The organism is Escherichia sp. MAL-1, from assembly GCF_052948035.1.
This window is the reverse complement of record NZ_CM129609.1, coordinates 1,454,678-1,470,791: the sequence shown is the minus strand read 5'-3', so window position 1 is coordinate 1,470,791 and position 16,114 is coordinate 1,454,678. Positions and strand designations below refer to the sequence as shown.

The 16,114-nt window shown below is 50.8% G+C and carries 15 protein-coding genes, 6 tRNA genes and 1 other RNA gene; 12 read left to right on the top strand and 10 right to left on the bottom strand.

The window, feature by feature from the left end; all coding sequences use genetic code 11:
* Positions 1-74: 74 nt before the first annotated feature.
* Complete coding sequence (ypeC, locus tag ACU8XX_RS07200) at positions 75-401, top strand: DUF2502 domain-containing protein YpeC (RefSeq protein WP_000490072.1); 327 nt, start codon at positions 75-77, stop codon at positions 399-401.
* A 140-nt stretch (positions 402-541) separates the two neighbouring features.
* On the opposite strand, the gene ACU8XX_RS07195 is transcribed toward ypeC, so the two are convergent.
* A complete protein-coding gene (locus ACU8XX_RS07195) occupies positions 542-1,780 on the bottom strand; it encodes an Nramp family divalent metal transporter (RefSeq protein WP_016242296.1) in 1,239 nt (412 codons plus the stop codon).
* Positions 1,761-1,817: a hypothetical protein gene (locus tag ACU8XX_RS07190; RefSeq protein WP_418134935.1), complete on the bottom strand. Its 57-nt coding sequence runs from the start codon at positions 1,815-1,817 to the stop codon at positions 1,761-1,763. The genes ACU8XX_RS07195 and ACU8XX_RS07190 overlap by 20 nt, the downstream gene beginning before the upstream one ends.
* A gap of 298 nt (positions 1,818-2,115) precedes the next feature.
* On the opposite strand from ACU8XX_RS07190, the gene nupC reads away from it, so the two are divergent.
* On the top strand, positions 2,116-3,318 hold the full coding sequence (gene nupC, locus ACU8XX_RS07185; protein ID WP_000376337.1) for a nucleoside permease NupC: 1,203 nt from the start codon (positions 2,116-2,118) through the stop codon (positions 3,316-3,318).
* Positions 3,319-3,367: 49 nt separating this feature from the next.
* Here nupC and ACU8XX_RS07180 read toward each other — a convergent pair whose 3' ends face one another.
* The 3 genes from ACU8XX_RS07180 to ACU8XX_RS07170 form a co-directional block, all read right to left on the bottom strand.
* Positions 3,368-5,557: a bifunctional diguanylate cyclase/phosphodiesterase gene (locus tag ACU8XX_RS07180; protein WP_000497400.1), complete on the bottom strand. Its 2,190-nt coding sequence runs from the start codon at positions 5,555-5,557 to the stop codon at positions 3,368-3,370.
* Between the two features lie 208 nt (positions 5,558-5,765).
* A tRNA-Ala gene (locus ACU8XX_RS07175) sits at positions 5,766-5,841 on the bottom strand.
* 39 nt (positions 5,842-5,880) lie between these two features.
* A tRNA-Ala gene (locus ACU8XX_RS07170) sits at positions 5,881-5,956 on the bottom strand.
* Positions 5,957-6,176: 220 nt separating this feature from the next.
* Between ACU8XX_RS07170 and ACU8XX_RS07165 the strand changes: the two genes are divergently transcribed.
* Positions 6,177-6,536 (top strand): YfeC-like transcriptional regulator, encoded by a 360-nt coding sequence (locus tag ACU8XX_RS07165; RefSeq protein ID WP_000472021.1) that lies wholly within the window; start codon positions 6,177-6,179, stop codon positions 6,534-6,536.
* Position 6,537: 1 nt separating this feature from the next.
* Positions 6,538-6,930 carry a MerR family transcriptional regulator gene (locus ACU8XX_RS07160; RefSeq protein WP_000826503.1) on the top strand — a complete coding sequence of 131 codons (393 nt, stop codon included), beginning with the start codon at positions 6,538-6,540 and terminating at the stop codon, positions 6,928-6,930.
* Between the two features lie 51 nt (positions 6,931-6,981).
* On the opposite strand, the gene gltX is transcribed toward ACU8XX_RS07160, so the two are convergent.
* A complete protein-coding gene (gltX, locus tag ACU8XX_RS07155) occupies positions 6,982-8,397 on the bottom strand; it encodes a glutamate--tRNA ligase (RefSeq protein WP_000695655.1) in 1,416 nt (471 codons plus the stop codon).
* A 258-nt stretch (positions 8,398-8,655) separates the two neighbouring features.
* On the opposite strand from gltX, the gene ACU8XX_RS07150 reads away from it, so the two are divergent.
* From ACU8XX_RS07150 to ACU8XX_RS07125, 6 genes are all read left to right on the top strand, one after another.
* Positions 8,656-8,731, top strand: a tRNA-Val gene (locus ACU8XX_RS07150).
* A gap of 44 nt (positions 8,732-8,775) precedes the next feature.
* Positions 8,776-8,851: transfer RNA gene (locus tag ACU8XX_RS07145), tRNA-Val, on the top strand.
* 46 nt (positions 8,852-8,897) lie between these two features.
* Positions 8,898-8,973 (top strand) — tRNA-Val (locus tag ACU8XX_RS07140).
* Positions 8,974-8,977: 4 nt separating this feature from the next.
* Positions 8,978-9,053, top strand: a tRNA-Lys gene (locus tag ACU8XX_RS07135).
* A 30-nt stretch (positions 9,054-9,083) separates the two neighbouring features.
* Positions 9,084-9,209: non-coding RNA, RtT sRNA (locus ACU8XX_RS07130), on the top strand.
* A 119-nt stretch (positions 9,210-9,328) separates the two neighbouring features.
* The gene (locus tag ACU8XX_RS07125) at positions 9,329-9,670 is read left to right on the top strand and encodes a FlxA-like family protein (protein WP_000201405.1); all 342 of its coding nucleotides are present in this window, start codon (positions 9,329-9,331) and stop codon (positions 9,668-9,670) included.
* Here the strand turns inward: ACU8XX_RS07125 and ACU8XX_RS07120 are convergent.
* A complete protein-coding gene (locus tag ACU8XX_RS07120) occupies positions 9,661-10,587 on the bottom strand; it encodes a LysR family transcriptional regulator (RefSeq protein WP_001109799.1) in 927 nt (308 codons plus the stop codon). The two genes, ACU8XX_RS07125 and ACU8XX_RS07120, sit on opposite strands and share 10 nt — an antisense overlap.
* Before the next feature lie 89 nt (positions 10,588-10,676).
* On the opposite strand from ACU8XX_RS07120, the gene ACU8XX_RS07115 reads away from it, so the two are divergent.
* Positions 10,677-11,675, top strand: a complete 999-nt coding sequence (locus ACU8XX_RS07115) for a bile acid:sodium symporter family protein (protein WP_000765610.1) — start codon at positions 10,677-10,679, stop codon at positions 11,673-11,675.
* Here the strand turns inward: ACU8XX_RS07115 and ACU8XX_RS07110 are convergent.
* The 3 genes from ACU8XX_RS07110 to zipA all read right to left on the bottom strand — a co-directional run bounded on the left by ACU8XX_RS07110 (position 11,672) and on the right by zipA (position 14,964).
* The gene (locus tag ACU8XX_RS07110) at positions 11,672-11,890 is read right to left on the bottom strand and encodes a DUF3820 family protein (RefSeq protein WP_000410201.1); all 219 of its coding nucleotides are present in this window, start codon (positions 11,888-11,890) and stop codon (positions 11,672-11,674) included. The genes ACU8XX_RS07115 and ACU8XX_RS07110 overlap by 4 nt on opposite strands.
* 1 nt (position 11,891) lies before the next feature.
* On the bottom strand, positions 11,892-13,907 hold the full coding sequence (ligA, locus tag ACU8XX_RS07105) for an NAD-dependent DNA ligase LigA (RefSeq protein ID WP_000443700.1): 2,016 nt from the start codon (positions 13,905-13,907) through the stop codon (positions 11,892-11,894).
* A gap of 70 nt (positions 13,908-13,977) precedes the next feature.
* A complete protein-coding gene (gene zipA / locus ACU8XX_RS07100) occupies positions 13,978-14,964 on the bottom strand; it encodes a cell division protein ZipA (RefSeq protein WP_001297862.1) in 987 nt (328 codons plus the stop codon).
* 229 nt (positions 14,965-15,193) lie between these two features.
* Here zipA and cysZ point away from each other — a divergent pair, with 229 nt between their 5' ends.
* The gene (gene cysZ, locus ACU8XX_RS07095) at positions 15,194-15,955 is read left to right on the top strand and encodes a sulfate transporter CysZ (protein WP_000254839.1); all 762 of its coding nucleotides are present in this window, start codon (positions 15,194-15,196) and stop codon (positions 15,953-15,955) included.
* Positions 15,956-16,114 lie beyond the last annotated feature (159 nt).

Sequence of the window (16,114 nt, the reverse complement as noted above, 5' to 3'; positions counted from 1 at the left end):
GATACGGGGCTTTACCTCCCCGTAATATTGCGTTAACAGGCCGCTGACGGCTTCGAGCGTGAAGGAGAATAACAATGTTCAGGTCACTGTTTCTGGCGGCCGCCCTGATGGCATTTACCCCGCTTGCAGCAAACGCAGGTGAAATCACCCTACTGCCATCAATCAAATTACAAATTGGCGATCGCGATCATTACGGTAATTACTGGGACGGTGGTCACTGGCGCGACCGTGACTACTGGCATCGCAATTATGAGTGGCGCAAAAACCGTTGGTGGCGTCATGATAATGGCTACCACCGTGGCTGGGATAAGCGTAAAGCGTATGAGCGTGGCTATCGTGAAGGCTGGCGCGATCGTGACGATCATCGCGGAAAAGGCCGGGGTCATGGGCACCGCCATTAAACGCGTCCGCCAATGGAGCACAATGCCTGATGCGACGCTAGTGCGTCTTATCAGGCCTACAAACCGGCTCTTTAACGCGTAGGGCGGATAAGGCGTTTACGCCGCATCCGCCAATAGTGCCAGATGCGACGCTCATTCAACTACAATCCCAGCGCCGTCCCCACCAACAACCAGATATTCAGCGCCACGACCAGCACCACAATCACCCAGCCTGTCTGTTTTACGCGTTTGCTGTTCACCAGATCGCCCATCAACTTGCTGTCACTGGTGAAAATCAGCAGTGGAACCAGCGCCAGAGCGATACCAAAACTTAACAGTACCTGACTCATAACCAGAATCCGTGTCGGATCTAATCCCATCAGAATGACAATAAATGACGGCAACATGGTGACTGTACGACGCACCCACAGCGGGATATGAAAGCGAATGAAGCCCTGCATCACCACCTGCCCCGCCAGTGTCCCCACCACCGTTGAAGACAGCCCCGCAGCAACCAGGCTTAATCCAAAGACCGTTGCCGCAGCGTGGCTTAACAGCGGTTGCAGCGTCAGATAAGCCTCATCAAGATCGGCAACACCAGTATGACCGGAAAAGTGGAACGCCGCCGCAGCTGTAGCCATCATCGCCAGATTGACAAAACCGGCAATAGTCATGGCGATAGCCACATCCCATTTGGTGGCGGAATAACGTTGTTGACGCGAACCGCCATGTAAATGCTGAGTGAGCGAGGAGTGCAAATAAATCACATGCGGCATAATCGTCGCCCCTAACACGCCTGCTGCCAGGAAGACCGCTTCCGAAGTAGGTAAACTCGGGATCACCATTCCTTTACCCAGCTGCGCCAGGTTAGGCTGGGAGAAAATCAACTCGACAATGTAAGCCGCGGCAACAAACAACAGTAACCCGCCAATCACTTTCTCCAGCGGTTTTTGCCCGTGACGTTGCAGCATTAAAATCAGGAAAGTCGCGATCCCCGTCAGCACCGCGCCCTGCAACAACGAAACACCAAGAATGAGTTTAAAACCGATCGCCGCACCAATAAATTCCGCCAGGTCGGTTGCCATCGCAATAATTTCTGCCTGAACCCAATAGAACCACACTACGGGACGCGGATAGTGATCGCGAATCTGCTCCGCCAGATTTTTACCGGTGGCAATCCCTAGTTTGGCAGAGAGGATCTGAATCAGCATCGCCATCAGGTTGGCCCAAACGACAACCCACAGTAGCTGATAGCCGAAGCTAGCACCCGCCTGAATATTGGTCGCAAAGTTACCGGGATCGATATAACCAATCGCCGCAATGAACGCAGGTCCCATTAATGCGAGCCTCATCTTGCGCGCCGCCCGTCCGCTGCTACTCTCAACGCGATAGTTCGTCATCTTGTGCCTCTAAAACATAGCCTTTGCTATGTTTCATGCTATGCCAAACGAGAATGATTATCAAATTCATTTAAATGGATTGTGGTGATTTCTCTGATAGACCAGGATTATGACTACGAAAAGATTGATGACTTGAATGTTATGGTTATGTTTAATGTTAGCACATTTACATAACTTTCAGCTTCCATACACAACATAGCAGAAATGTATGACAGATCACTATTTTTGAAGCCTGTCACAGGACGTCATTATAGTGTGTGTCAGATCTCGTTTTCCTTAACCATGTTACATAGAATGTGCACGGAAATTTAACCTGCCTCATATTTGGAGCAAATATGGACCGCGTCCTTCATTTTGTACTGGCACTTGCCGTTGTTGCGATTCTCGCACTGCTGGTAAGCAGCGACCGCAAAAAAATTCGTATCCGTTATGTTATTCAACTGCTTGTTATCGAAGTGTTACTGGCGTGGTTCTTCCTGAACTCCGACGTTGGTTTAGGCTTCGTGAAAGGCTTCTCCGAAATGTTCGAAAAACTGCTCGGATTTGCCAACGAAGGGACTAACTTCGTCTTTGGTAGCATGAATGATCAAGGCCTGGCATTCTTCTTCCTGAAAGTGCTGTGCCCAATCGTCTTTATCTCTGCACTGATCGGTATTCTCCAGCACATTCGCGTGTTGCCGGTGATCATCCGCGCAATTGGTTTCCTGCTCTCCAAAGTCAACGGCATGGGCAAACTGGAATCCTTTAACGCCGTCAGCTCCCTGATTCTGGGTCAGTCTGAAAACTTTATTGCCTATAAAGATATCCTCGGCAAAATCTCCCGTAATCGTATGTACACCATGGCTGCCACGGCAATGTCCACCGTGTCGATGTCCATCGTTGGTGCATACATGACCATGCTGGAACCGAAATACGTCGTTGCTGCGCTGGTACTGAACATGTTCAGCACCTTTATCGTGCTGTCGCTGATCAATCCTTACCGTGTTGATGCCAGTGAAGAAAACATCCAGATGTCCAACCTGCACGAAGGTCAGAGCTTCTTCGAAATGCTGGGTGAATACATTCTGGCAGGTTTCAAAGTTGCCATTATCGTTGCCGCGATGCTGATTGGCTTTATCGCCCTGATCGCCGCGCTGAACGCACTGTTTGCCACCGTTACTGGCTGGTTTGGCTACAGCATCTCCTTCCAGGGCATCCTGGGCTACATCTTCTATCCGATTGCATGGGTGATGGGTGTTCCTTCCAGTGAAGCACTGCAAGTGGGCAGTATCATGGCGACCAAACTGGTTTCCAACGAGTTCGTTGCGATGATGGATCTGCAGAAAATTGCTTCCACGCTCTCTCCGCGTGCTGAAGGCATCATCTCTGTGTTCCTGGTTTCCTTCGCTAACTTCTCTTCAATCGGGATTATCGCAGGTGCAGTTAAAGGCCTGAATGAAGAGCAAGGTAACGTGGTTTCTCGCTTCGGTCTGAAGCTGGTTTACGGCTCTACCCTGGTGAGTGTGCTGTCTGCGTCAATCGCAGCACTGGTGCTGTAAGACCATACATAAAAAAGCCGGGGATAATTCCCCGGTTTTTTTACGCCTGTTAATCAGCTAATGGCTGCGGGCGACCAATCAAATACCCTTGCAGATATTGCACCCCGAGCTTATGCAATAGCGCCTGCTGCTGTTGCGTCTCGACAAACTCCGCGACCACACTCAATGACTTCGCTTTCGCCAGATCGGTAATTGATCTCACAATCATCGCATCCAGCGTGTTCGTGACAATATCTTTCACAAAGACGCCATCAATTTTGATGATATCAGCCTGCAAACGCTTTAACCGTTCGTAGTTGGCATATCCGGTGCCAAAGTCATCAATCGCAATCCGGAAACCAAACTTATGCAGCTGCTCGATGTTGTACATGCTGCTTTCTGCGTTAGAAAACGCCTGCTCCTCGGTGATCTCAAGAATGACCGCCTGCGGGGAGATGTGATAACGCTTAAACAGACGAATAATCCGCCCGGCAATATTCTTTTGCAGCAGCGTGAGCGGCATTAAATTGACTGAAAAGCGCGGTCCTTTTTTGTCGCAAGGGTGTGTTGCCAGCCACTTCAACAAGGATTCCAGCACTTGCAAATCAAAACGCGCGCTAAGGTTAAACTGAGCAATAAGGGGCAGAAACTTATCCGGGGTCATAATGCCGCCGTCATATTTCAGTCGCGCGAGGATCTCATCATAACCTTCACCCTCTTTGTTGCGAATTGGCTGGGCGTAGAGCAGCAAATCACCCTGATCTAACGCCGTGCGAATGGTATTCAGCAATAGCACCTGTTTAGTGGTCTGCCCGGAAACCATCTCCTCTCTGCTATCCAGCGCCAGCACATGATGATGTGCGCAGGATTGCTCCGCCAGCCAGCTTAACTGCCCCAACAAGGGTTGCAGGGTTTCCTGATTTCCATCAAAACGCCCCCAGGCAGCACCATAGCCCATATCCAGCCCGGTATTGTTCCAGTGAATTTGCCGACTATTCAGGATGTTAACCATATGCTGGAGTCGCCCTTCCGTTTCCGGCCCGCTCAGCACTAACAGCAGTTCACTACCCGGCAATTGATACAACTTTTCGTTTTCCTGCATCAACGGCAGCAGCGTACGGCAAATTGAGCGGATACAGTGAACGCGCATCATTAAGCCGTAATGACGACTCATAAACTCAAGATTATCAATGCGCAGGCAGCAAAAACTCTTGCCCGCCTCTTGCTCCGGCGCTTGTTCCAACGCACGAAAGTTGGGTAGGAGCGTTAACGGATCTGTCAGCGCCTGCAAATGCCAGCGGCGATTAAGCCATTCACTGCGATGATAAATGCGCACCATATAGAGCAGGCAAACGCTAAAGGAAATCAGCACCGCAAGAATAAATGCCAGCGAATATTCGGTTTCCACCCCTTGCAAAAAGTTCTGGTTGTAATTCAGAAGGCAAAGCGTTGAAACAGCCCAGGTGAGATTTAAAAACGGATAGCGAAGCTTACCGACCCCGAGGGTAAAGATGATGAAGAAAACGGGTACCAGGTAACCGGCAATAAAGTCGTTTTCATAAGGTGTGCACAACAGAAGTAGCAGCACGCTTAACGCTGCCAGCCAGCTTAAGGTAAATGCGCGTTTCTCTTTGCCCAACGACGGAGCGATATCCCTGCGCCACAATATCTGCGCAAAGTGGGGACTTACAATCATGCGAGTGAGATAGTAGAAAAGCATGTTGTAAATCAGCACAGCGGTGAAAAGGCTTAGCAAATCAACGACCGTGAAAATGGCATCCGCATCGCCGAAAAAGGTGGATATCTTTAGCGGGAAATCAAAGAAGCTCCCCACAAGATACATGCTGCATTTGATGCCGATCGGCGTCACCAAACCAAGCCAGAACAGACGTTGCCAGACATATCGGCTGGTCAATCCATAACGCCAACGCGTCCCCAGCTGCCAGCGTAATATTGCGCAGGCACACAACACGACAAACGTCTGGCTACCGAGCATGACCGCAGTCTGTAAAAAAGAGAGATGAAAGTTCCACAGATTGGTGCAAAACATCCCGCATAAAACGGGAACGACACCGCGCCAGCCAAAGATAAACAAGATTGACAGCATTACGCACAGTGGCATCCACGCCAGAAAGATATAACTGGAATGGATAATGGCAAGTGGCGAAATAAAACGGGATAGCTGAATAAGTACCACGGTGAGCGTAAACGCTAGTGTGAATATCTTGATATTTTTTATCAGGTTATGCTCCACAAACATGAGTACACTACTCTCACTGATCGGGGTTTTCAGGCACACAAATAATAAGTTTATTCGCATCGCGAAGCAAACAGGGGGCCAGCCTGTTGCCGATTTTTCATCCAATGATGCTTTCACCAGGCGGCACTAACCCGGACGTAGACTGTATTACAAAAGCGGCAAAAAGCAGAGACAAAAAACCCCCGCTTTGCAGCGAGGGTTGGAAATTTGGTGGAGCTAAGCGGGATCGAACCGCTGACCTCTTGCATGCCATGCAAGCGCTCTCCCAGCTGAGCTATAGCCCCACGATGCGTTTACGTACCAAGTTTGCTGGGTGCAAAATTTGGTGGAGCTAAGCGGGATCGAACCGCTGACCTCTTGCATGCCATGCAAGCGCTCTCCCAGCTGAGCTATAGCCCCGTCACGTAAAGCTTGTCGAGTTGACGGGCGGCATCATATGAATTCCGCCCGAATGTGTCAACGGCAAATTGCAACGTGTAGTTTCAATCGCTGAAAAATCAGGCAAATGAACAATTTTGGAAAACCGCTCGCATTCAGTAGTTATTCATGTCACGGTTTCCTGTAAAGTGGTGTTATAAAATGAACTACTAATAGACCCACATACATTCAGGGAATTGTTATGTTCAAGGAGAGGATGACACCAGATGAACTTGCCAGACTGACCGGCTATAGCCGCCAGACCATTAATAAATGGGTACGCAAGGAAGGCTGGACAACGTCACCAAAACCTGGCGTCCAGGGTGGCAAAGCCCGACTGGTTCACGTCAATGAACAGGTTCGTGAATATATTCGCAATGCTGAACGTCCAGAAGGTCAGGGAGAAGCGCCTGCCCTTTCTGGTGATGCGCCGCTTGAAGTATTGCTGGTGACACTGGCGAAAGAGATGACGCCAGTTGAACAAAAACAGTTTACATCCTTGCTTCTGCGGGAAGGGATTATCGGATTGTTACAACGCTTAGGGATTCGCGATAGCAAATAATATGAAAAGATTACGCAATAAAATGACCACCGAAGAACTGGCTGAATGCCTCGGTGTGGCTAAACAAACTGTTAACCGTTGGATCAGAGAAAAAGGCTGGAAAACGGAAAAATTTCCCGGCGTGAAAGGCGGTCGTGCCAGACTTATTCTGGTCGATACGCAAGTTTGCGAGTTTATTCAGAACACGCCAGCCTTCCATAACACACCAATGTTGATGGAAGCTGAAGAGAGAATTGCTGAATACGCTCCTGGAGCACGCGCCCCGGCGTATCGACAAATCATCAACGCGATAGATAATATGACAGACATTGAGCAGGAAAAAGTCGCGCAATTTTTGTCACGTGAAGGAATTCGCAATTTCCTCGCCCGTCTCGATATTGACGAATCAGCATAAATAAAAAACGGCAGGATATTATCTCCTGCCGTTTATCTTTTTACACGCTAATTACTGCTGATTTTCGCGTTCAGCAATAAAATCCAGCGCTTTGTTGATACGCTCGATACTGCGGGTCTTACCAATTGCGTGAACGGTAACATCCAGTGCTGGAGACTGCCCCGCACCGGTTACGGCGACACGCAGCGGCATACCAACTTTACCCATACCCACTTCCAGCTCATCCGCCGTCGCCTGAATAGCGTGATGAACGTTTTCAGCGGTCCAGTCAGTAATCGCGGCCAGTTTGTCACGAACCACTTCCAGCGGCTGACGCGCTACCGGACGCAGATGTTTTTTCGCGGCGTCGGCATCGAACTCAGCAAAATCTTCGTAGAAATAACGGCAGCTCTGTGCCATCTCTTTCAGCGTCTTGCAGCGTTCGCCCAGCAGTTTCACCAGATCAGCCAGCTGCGGGCCGTTACGGGTATCGATATTTTCCTGCTCAATGTGCCACTGTAAGTGAGTAGCAACATACTCCGGCGGCAGCGCGTTAATGTAGTGATGGTTCAGCCACAGCAGCTTGTCGGTGTTGAACGCACTGGCAGATTTGCTGACGGCATTCAAAGTGAAGTATTTGATCATCTCTTCACGAGTGAAGATTTCCTGATCGCCGTGGGACCAGCCCAGACGCACCAGATAGTTCAGCAGTGCTTCTGGCAAATAACCGTCATCACGATACTGCATTACGCTGACTGCCCCGTGACGTTTGGACAGTTTTTTACCGTCATCGCCATTGATCATAGAAACGTGCGCGTAAACCGGCACCGGCGCTTTCAGGGCCTTAAGAATGTTGATCTGGCGTGGCGTGTTGTTGATATGGTCTTCGCCACGGATAACGTGGGTGATTTCCATATCCCAGTCATCGACAACCACACAGAAGTTATAGGTTGGGGAACCATCGGTACGGCGGATAATAAGATCGTCCAGTTCCTGGTTGCTGAACTCGATCGGACCACGGATCTGATCGTCAAAAACAACAGAACCTTCCTGCGGGTTAGCAAAACGTACAACACACGGTTCATCATCAGCATGATGCTCATGGCTGTGGCGGCAGCGACCGTCATAACGCGGCTTCTCACCTTTCGCCATTTGCTCTTCGCGCAGCGCTTCCAGGCGCTCTTTAGAGCAATAGCATTTATAAGCAGTGCCCTCTTCCAGCATCTGATCGATCACCGCGTTGTAGCGATCAAAACGTTTGGTCTGGTAGTACGGACCTTCATCCCACTCCAGACTCAGCCAGTTCATGCCATCCATAATGGCTTCGATAGCTTCCGGCGTGGAACGCTCAAGATCGGTGTCTTCAATACGCAGCACGAACTCACCGCCGTGGTTACGTGCAAAAAGCCAGGAGTAAAGAGCAGTACGCGCGCCGCCAACGTGCAGATAGCCTGTTGGGCTTGGCGCGAAGCGAGTTTTGATTTTCATGAAATGGCCTTACGTTTAGAAAGATGCCGACAACCGGCAAATCCTGGAAAAATTGAGTGGGCGATATTCTATCACTCCCGCCTGATTCCTCAATGTAGTTCGGGTTTCTACCTTACGCATTATTGTTTTCGTTGACAAATTGCGCAACACGGTCTGTTTTGCGATCATCTTGCTTAAATTTACGACGAACGAACAATTTCTTTAGAAAATGCGTTGACTCATTTTGAACTCTCCCTATAATGCGACTCCACACAGCGGGGGTGATTAGCTCAGCTGGGAGAGCACCTCCCTTACAAGGAGGGGGTCGGCGGTTCGATCCCGTCATCACCCACCAACTACTTTATGTAGTCTCCGCCGTGTAGCAAGAAATTGAGAAGTGGGTGATTAGCTCAGCTGGGAGAGCACCTCCCTTACAAGGAGGGGGTCGGCGGTTCGATCCCGTCATCACCCACCACTTTCTCGCCAGCTAAATTTCTTGTAAAAATGTGAAGTACCGAAGTGGGTGATTAGCTCAGCTGGGAGAGCACCTCCCTTACAAGGAGGGGGTCGGCGGTTCGATCCCGTCATCACCCACCACTTCGGGTCGTTAGCTCAGTTGGTAGAGCAGTTGACTTTTAATCAATTGGTCGCAGGTTCGAATCCTGCACGACCCACCAATGTAAAAAAGCGCCCTAAAGGCGCTTTTTTGCTATCTGCGATACTCAAAGATTCGAACCTGCAGCAGGTTTGAGTTGAGCGCAGCGAAACAACGGAGCCGCTCGCGGCGACGGCCCGAAGGGCGAGCGAAGCGAGTCATCCTGCACGACCCACCAATGTAAAAAAGCGCCCTAAAGGCGCTTTTTTGCTATCTGCGATTTGTAAGATTGATTTTTCTTCTCAAGTTCCTTGTTCTTCTACCGATATTACCTCGTACAGTGACGAGGACTGAACAATGGCCACTATCTCTTCAACTTCAATTCCTTCCATACAAACACAGAGTAGTAACAGGGCATCACAAGGTGGCGATGTTGCTTCACAAATCGCGCGGATAAGTCAGCAAATCATCAAACTCACTCAACAAATTAAAGAGATTGTAGACACTAGCGGCAGTGCTGAAGACAAGCAAAAACAGGCCGAATTGATTCAACAGCAAATCACCCTACTGGAAACACAACTGGCGCAGTTGCAGAGACAGCAGGCAGAAAAGGCGCAGGAGAAAGAGCAGCGTTTGTCTCTGAATGTATCCCTTCTAAATCCTGTTGAAAAAACGACTCATATCGATATCTATATCTGATACAACGGATCCCCTTCCCGACCAGCCATTAGCGCATTGCCCTGGTCTCGTACCACGTCCCATAACGCTTCAGCGGCGGTGGAAAGTGAACGGTTCTTCCTGCGCACCAGCATCAACTGGCGTTCAACAACCGGCGTAATGCGCTGTACCACCAGTGGGCTACCTTCAGGCAATGGTAGCGCCAGTGCGGGAAGAATACTGATGCCGATGCCTGCGGCTACCATCGGGAACAGCGTCGCCGGATGTCCAATCTCCTGCACAATATTCGCCTGAATACCATTGCGCGCCAGCGCTGCGTCAATCAGCGGTCGGCTGCCTGACGCGTAATCCTGCAACACCAATTTCGCTCCCTGTAATGCCTGCCAGGGTACATAATCTTCCACGGCCAAAGCGCTATCGCGATGGCAAAGCAGAAAGAAAGGCTCGGAAAGAATCGCTTCACATTGCAGATCGCCCACTGGGCCTGGATCGATGACGATGCCAAAATCGACATCTCCCTGGCGAATACTTTCCATTACCCACTGCTGCGGACGATCGTGCAGGACAAACTGAATATCTGGATAGCGGCGATGGCTTTCAGCAATGCATTGCGGAATAAGATGCGCGGAAATGGTCTGGCTGGCAGCGACCCGAACTTTTCCGCTCAGTTGTTGCCCCATACGCCCGGTATCGCGCAACGTGCTGTTCAGTTCATCCAGCAGTCGCTCAAGACGCAAAGCCAGCTGCTGCCCTGCATCTGTAAGCACCACTTCACGCGTGGTTCTGTCCAGCAGGCGAACACCAGTATGATTTTCCAGTTCCTTCACACTGTGACTCACTGCCGACTGGCTCAGGCCGATACGCTCTCCTGCACGACTAAAACTTTTCTCCTGCGCTACTGTGACGAAAACCTTTAATTGTTTTAAAGAATAATTCATCTGTTTTCTTCATGAATGGATGCAATAAATCAATTTTATTTCTCAAACTGGAAGAAGCACAATAGAACCATCGATCATCTGGAGTCTTTATGAAACTTTTTCGTATCCTCGATCCTTTCACCTTAACCCTGATCACGGTGGTGTTGCTGGCCTCTTTCTTTCCGGCCAGAGGCGATTTCGTCCCCTTCTTTGAAAATCTGACCACCGCAGCTATTGCCCTGCTGTTCTTTATGCACGGCGCGAAGTTGTCGCGTGAGGCGATTATTGCTGGCGGTGGTCACTGGCGACTGCATTTGTGGGTAATGTGCAGCACCTTCGTGCTGTTTCCGATTCTGGGTGTACTGTTTGCCTGGTGGAAACCGGTAAATGTCGACCCGATGCTCTACTCCGGTTTTCTCTACTTGTGCATTCTCCCGGCTACCGTGCAGTCTGCAATCGCCTTCACGTCAATGGCGGGCGGTAACGTCGCGGCAGCGGTTTGTTCTGCGTCGGCATCCAGCCTGCTGGGGATTTTCCTTTCACCATTGCTGGTTGGTCTGGTGATGAATGTTCACGGTGCAGGGGGCAGCCTTGAGCAGGTCGGTAAAATTATGCTGCAACTGCTGCTGCCGTTTGTGTTGGGGCATCTTTCCCGGCCGTGGATTGGTGACTGGGTGTCGCGCAATAAAAAATGGATTGCGAAAACTGACCAGACGTCCATTCTGTTGGTGGTTTATACAGCGTTCAGCGAAGCCGTCGTTAATGGTATCTGGCATAAAGTTGGCTGGGGATCATTGCTGTTTATCGTGGTGGTCAGCTGCGTTCTTCTGGCTATCGTGATTGTAGTTAACGTCTTTATGGCACGCCGACTGAGCTTCAATAAGGCAGATGAAATTACTATCGTCTTTTGTGGTTCGAAAAAGAGTCTGGCAAATGGCATCCCGATGGCAAACATTCTGTTCCCCACATCGGTGATCGGTATGATGGTGCTGCCCCTGATGATTTTCCATCAGATCCAATTGATGGTCTGTGCGGTGCTGGCGCGTCGATACAAACGCCAGACCGAACAGTTACAGGCGCAGCAGGAAAGCAGCGCCGATAAAGCTTAAAGCGGACGCTTCAGGGGCTGGACCAGTTGCGTCAGCCCCTCGGTTTTAATCAGCAGCGTGATTTGCATTAGCTCACCGAGCTTCCCTGCCGGGAACTCATCTTTGCGGGCAAACCACAGCAGATACTCCTCCGGCAGGTCGATTAAGCGACGCCCTTTGTATTTGCCAAACGGCATTATCGTATTGGCTATTTCAATCAGCTGCTCTTTTTCCATCTCAGCTACCCAGCAAACGCAGCATTTCCGCTTCGTCGATGACTTCAATGCCCAGTTCCTGCGCCTTCGCCAGTTTAGATCCTGCAGCTTCACCCGCTATCACCAGATCGGTTTTCTTCGACACGCTGCCCGCGACTTTCGCGCCCAGTTCGACCAGTCGAGCTTTAGCGTCATCACGCGACATCTGGCTTAAGCTGCCCGTAAGCACCACGGTTTTACCAGCAAACGGGCTGTCAATCTCTTCCGCGTTGATAACGATCGGCGCAGGCCAGTGAACACCTTCCGCCAACAGCTCGCTGATGACATTGCGGTTGCTTTCTTCGGCAAAGAAGTTGTGAACGTGGGATGCAACGACAATGCCAACATCAGGCACCTTTTGCAGCTCTTCAATCGAAGCGGCTTCCAGCGCTTCCAGCGTGCCGAAATATGCCGCCAGACCTGCTGCGGTGGCCTCGCCGACTTCACGGATGCCAAGTGCATAGAGGAAGCGAGCAAAGGTGGTTTCTTTCGCTTTTTCCAGCGCGTTAACCACGTTTTGTGCCGATTTTGGCCCCATACGCTCCAGTCCGGTCAGTTTGCCTGCGGTGAGTTTGAACAGATCTGCCGGAGTATGGACATATTCTTTTTCAACCAGCTGATCGATGATTTTGTCGCCCATTCCGTCAACATCCATCGCACGGCGGGAAACAAAGTGTTTCAGCGACTCTTTACGCTGCGCACCGCAAATCAGGCCACCGGTACAGCGGGCAACCGCTTCACCTTCCACACGCTCAACGTCAGAACCACATACCGGACAATGCGTCGGGAATACAACCTCACGGGTATCTTCCGGGCGTTCAGAAAGCACGACGTTAACCACCTGCGGGATCACGTCGCCAGCGCGGCGAATCACCACTTTATCGCCAATGCGTAAACCAAGACGTTCGATTTCATCCGCATTGTGTAAGGTTGCGTTACTCACCAGCACGCCTGCAACATGGACAGGTTCCAGACGCGCAACAGGCGTAATCGCGCCAGTACGCCCAACCTGAAACTCGACGTCACGCACAAAGGTCATCTGCTCCTGCGCCGGGAATTTAAACGCTACCGCCCAGCGCGGGGCACGCGCGACAAAGCCAAGCTGCTCCTGCTGTGCCAGTGAGTTGACCTTAATCACCACGCCGTCGATATCAAAGCCCAGCGTCGGGCGGTCTTCTTCCACTTTGTGATAGAACGCCAGCACTTCTTCCGCCGATTCACAAAGCGTTACCCGATCGCTGACCGGCAACCCCCACTGTTTAAATTGCAGTAAACGGCCAAGATGAGTATCCGGCAGCTCGCCACCTTCCAGAACACCAACGCCATAGCAGAAAAAAGTGAGCGGTCGCTTCGCTGTAATACGCGGATCAAGCTGACGCAGTGAACCAGCTGCCGCATTACGTGGGTTAGCAAAAACTTTCCCGCCCGTGCGTCGCGCATCTTCGTTAATCTTTTCGAACCCCGCCTGCGGCAGGAACACTTCACCACGCACTTCCAGACGCGCCGGGATATTCTCTCCGTGTAGCTTCAGTGGAATGGCGCGAATGGTACGCACGTTAGACGTGATATCTTCCCCGGTGGTGCCATCGCCACGGGTCGCGGCACTGACTAAAACGCCATTTTCATACAGAATACTGACAGCAAGGCCATCCAGCTTCAGCTCACAGCACCAGGTGACTTTCTCGTTGCTTTTCAGACGGTCCTGCACTCGTTTGTTGAAGGCAAGAAAGCTTTCTTCATCAAAAACGTTATCCAGCGACAGCATTGGCACTTCATGGCGAATCTGGCTGAAAGCCGCCAGCGGCGCAGCACCTACACGTTGGGTAGGCGAATCAGGCGTAATCAGTTCTGGATGTTTGGTTTCCAGCTCGCGCAGTTCGCGCATCAGCCTGTCGTATTCAGCGTCGGGAATTTCCGGCGCATCCATCACATGATAAAGATATTCATGATGGCGAAGCGTCGTTCGCAGTTCTGTCAGTTGTTGTTCGATTGATTCCATATCGCACCATCAATGCTAAAAACCCCCGACAAGCGGGGGTTCGAAGAGGAGTTAATTTGCCTTAAGTGTATCAGGCGTTGGCGTCTTTGACTTCGCGGATGATGTCCTGGTACTCGCGCAATTTCTGCGGAGTCATCATACGGCGCTGATCGTCAAGCACGACACCGCCCACTTCATCGGCAATATGCTGCGCAGATTGCAGCATCAGCTTGAAGTTCTGCAGCTCGTCACCGTAAGACGGTACCTGCATAAAGATAGTGACACCCGGAGTAGTGAAATCCTTCATTTCAGGATCAAAGGTTCCCGGTTTCACCATATTCGCCAGGCTGAATAACGCCGGGCCGCTGCCATCCGGGCTAAGATGACGATGGTAAATATTCATATCGCCAAAAATGAAGCCCGCTTGTTGAATGCTGTTAAGAAGCAGTTCACCGTTTAGCTCGCTACCGTGATGCGCCGCGACGTTCATGATAATCACCGCTTCTTTGCGCTTCGGTTTATCCATAACTGGAGCCGGTTCCGCTACAGGCTCAGGCTGTGGTGCCGCTACGGGTTCTGCAGGCTGGAAAGCCTGTTGTGCCGGTTGCGGTGCTGAATGCACAGGCTGCGGCGCTGGCGCGACCTGTGGCGAAACTGGCTGCTGCAACGGCTGTTCAGGCTGCGGCTGATAGGCAGGCTGCTGCACCGGCTGCGCTGGACGCGGAGCATGTTGCGGCGGTACCTGCGCTTCAGGCGGCTGCTGGACCGGTTGACGCGGCTGCGCAGACGCATAAGGCGGTTGGTACTGGTGTTGCGGCGACGGACGAGCAGCCTCATGCTCCTGAGCGTTAGCCGGGGCATGATTCACGCGGTGAACACGAACCTCACCAACGCCCTCATCATCTTCGACATCCTCGTCATAAGAATCGTCGTCACGTTTTGACTTCATTCGTTTTAATGGCCGATCGCGGAACATAGAAGATCGTTCTTTACGGCTGGTCCAGAAACCATGTACCAGTAAAGCGATTATGGCGATCGCGCCAACAATGATTAATATCAGACGCAAATCCTGCATCATTATATTCTCTGTTGTTCTAACACCTTGCCACCACGGCAAACATTTACTCACTAAGAGTATTTGCCGATTACCTCAAGTGCAAGTGCACTATTAACTTTCACAGCACAAAGATAGATGAAATCGTGCTTTTTGCTGTTTTTTCGAACATATCCTAACTGTCCATTGCGCAATTACCCGGTAAAATACGCAGAATTTTCCTGGGATTGGTCAAAAGGAGCTCATCCTGATTATGGTTTCATCATTCACATCTGCCCCACGCAGCGGTTTTTACTATTTTGCGCAAGGCTGGAAGCTCGTCTCGCAACCTGGGATTCGGCGTTTCGTTATTTTACCGCTGCTGGTCAATATTTTGTTGATGGGGGGCGCATTCTGGTGGCTCTTTACGCAACTCGATGTCTGGATCCCGACTCTCATGAGTTATGTTCCGGACTGGTTACAATGGCTGAGCTATCTGTTGTGGCCCCTGGCTGTCATCTCTGTGCTGTTAGTGTTTGGCTATTTCTTCTCAACGATTGCTAACTGGATTGCCGCTCCGTTCAACGGTTTATTGGCTGAACAACTGGAAGCACGATTGACTGGCGCTACACCGCCAGATACCGGGATTTTCGGTATCATGAAAGATGTGCCGCGAATCATGAAACGCGAATGGCAAAAATTTGCCTGGTATCTGCCACGCGCAATTGTATTGCTAATTCTTTACTTCATCCCTGGTATTGGGCAAACCGTCGCGCCGGTACTGTGGTTCCTGTTTAGCGCCTGGATGTTAGCCATCCAGTATTGCGATTACCCCTTCGATAACCACAAAGTGCCGTTTAAAGAGATGCGCACCGCCCTGCGCACACGCAAAATCACCAATATGCAGTTTGGTGCTTTAACCAGTCTGTTTACGATGATCCCGCTGCTTAATCTGTTCATTATGCCCGTTGCCGTTTGTGGCGCGACGGCGATGTGGGTCGATTGCTATCGCGATAAACACGCGATGTGGCGGTAACAATCTAACGGTTATTTTGTAAACCGTTTGTGTGAAACAGGGGTGGCTTATGCCGCCCCTTATTCCATCTTGCATGTCATTATTTCCCTTCTGCATATAGATATGCTAAATCCTTACTTCCGCATATTCTCTGAGCGGGTATGCTACCTGTTGTATCCC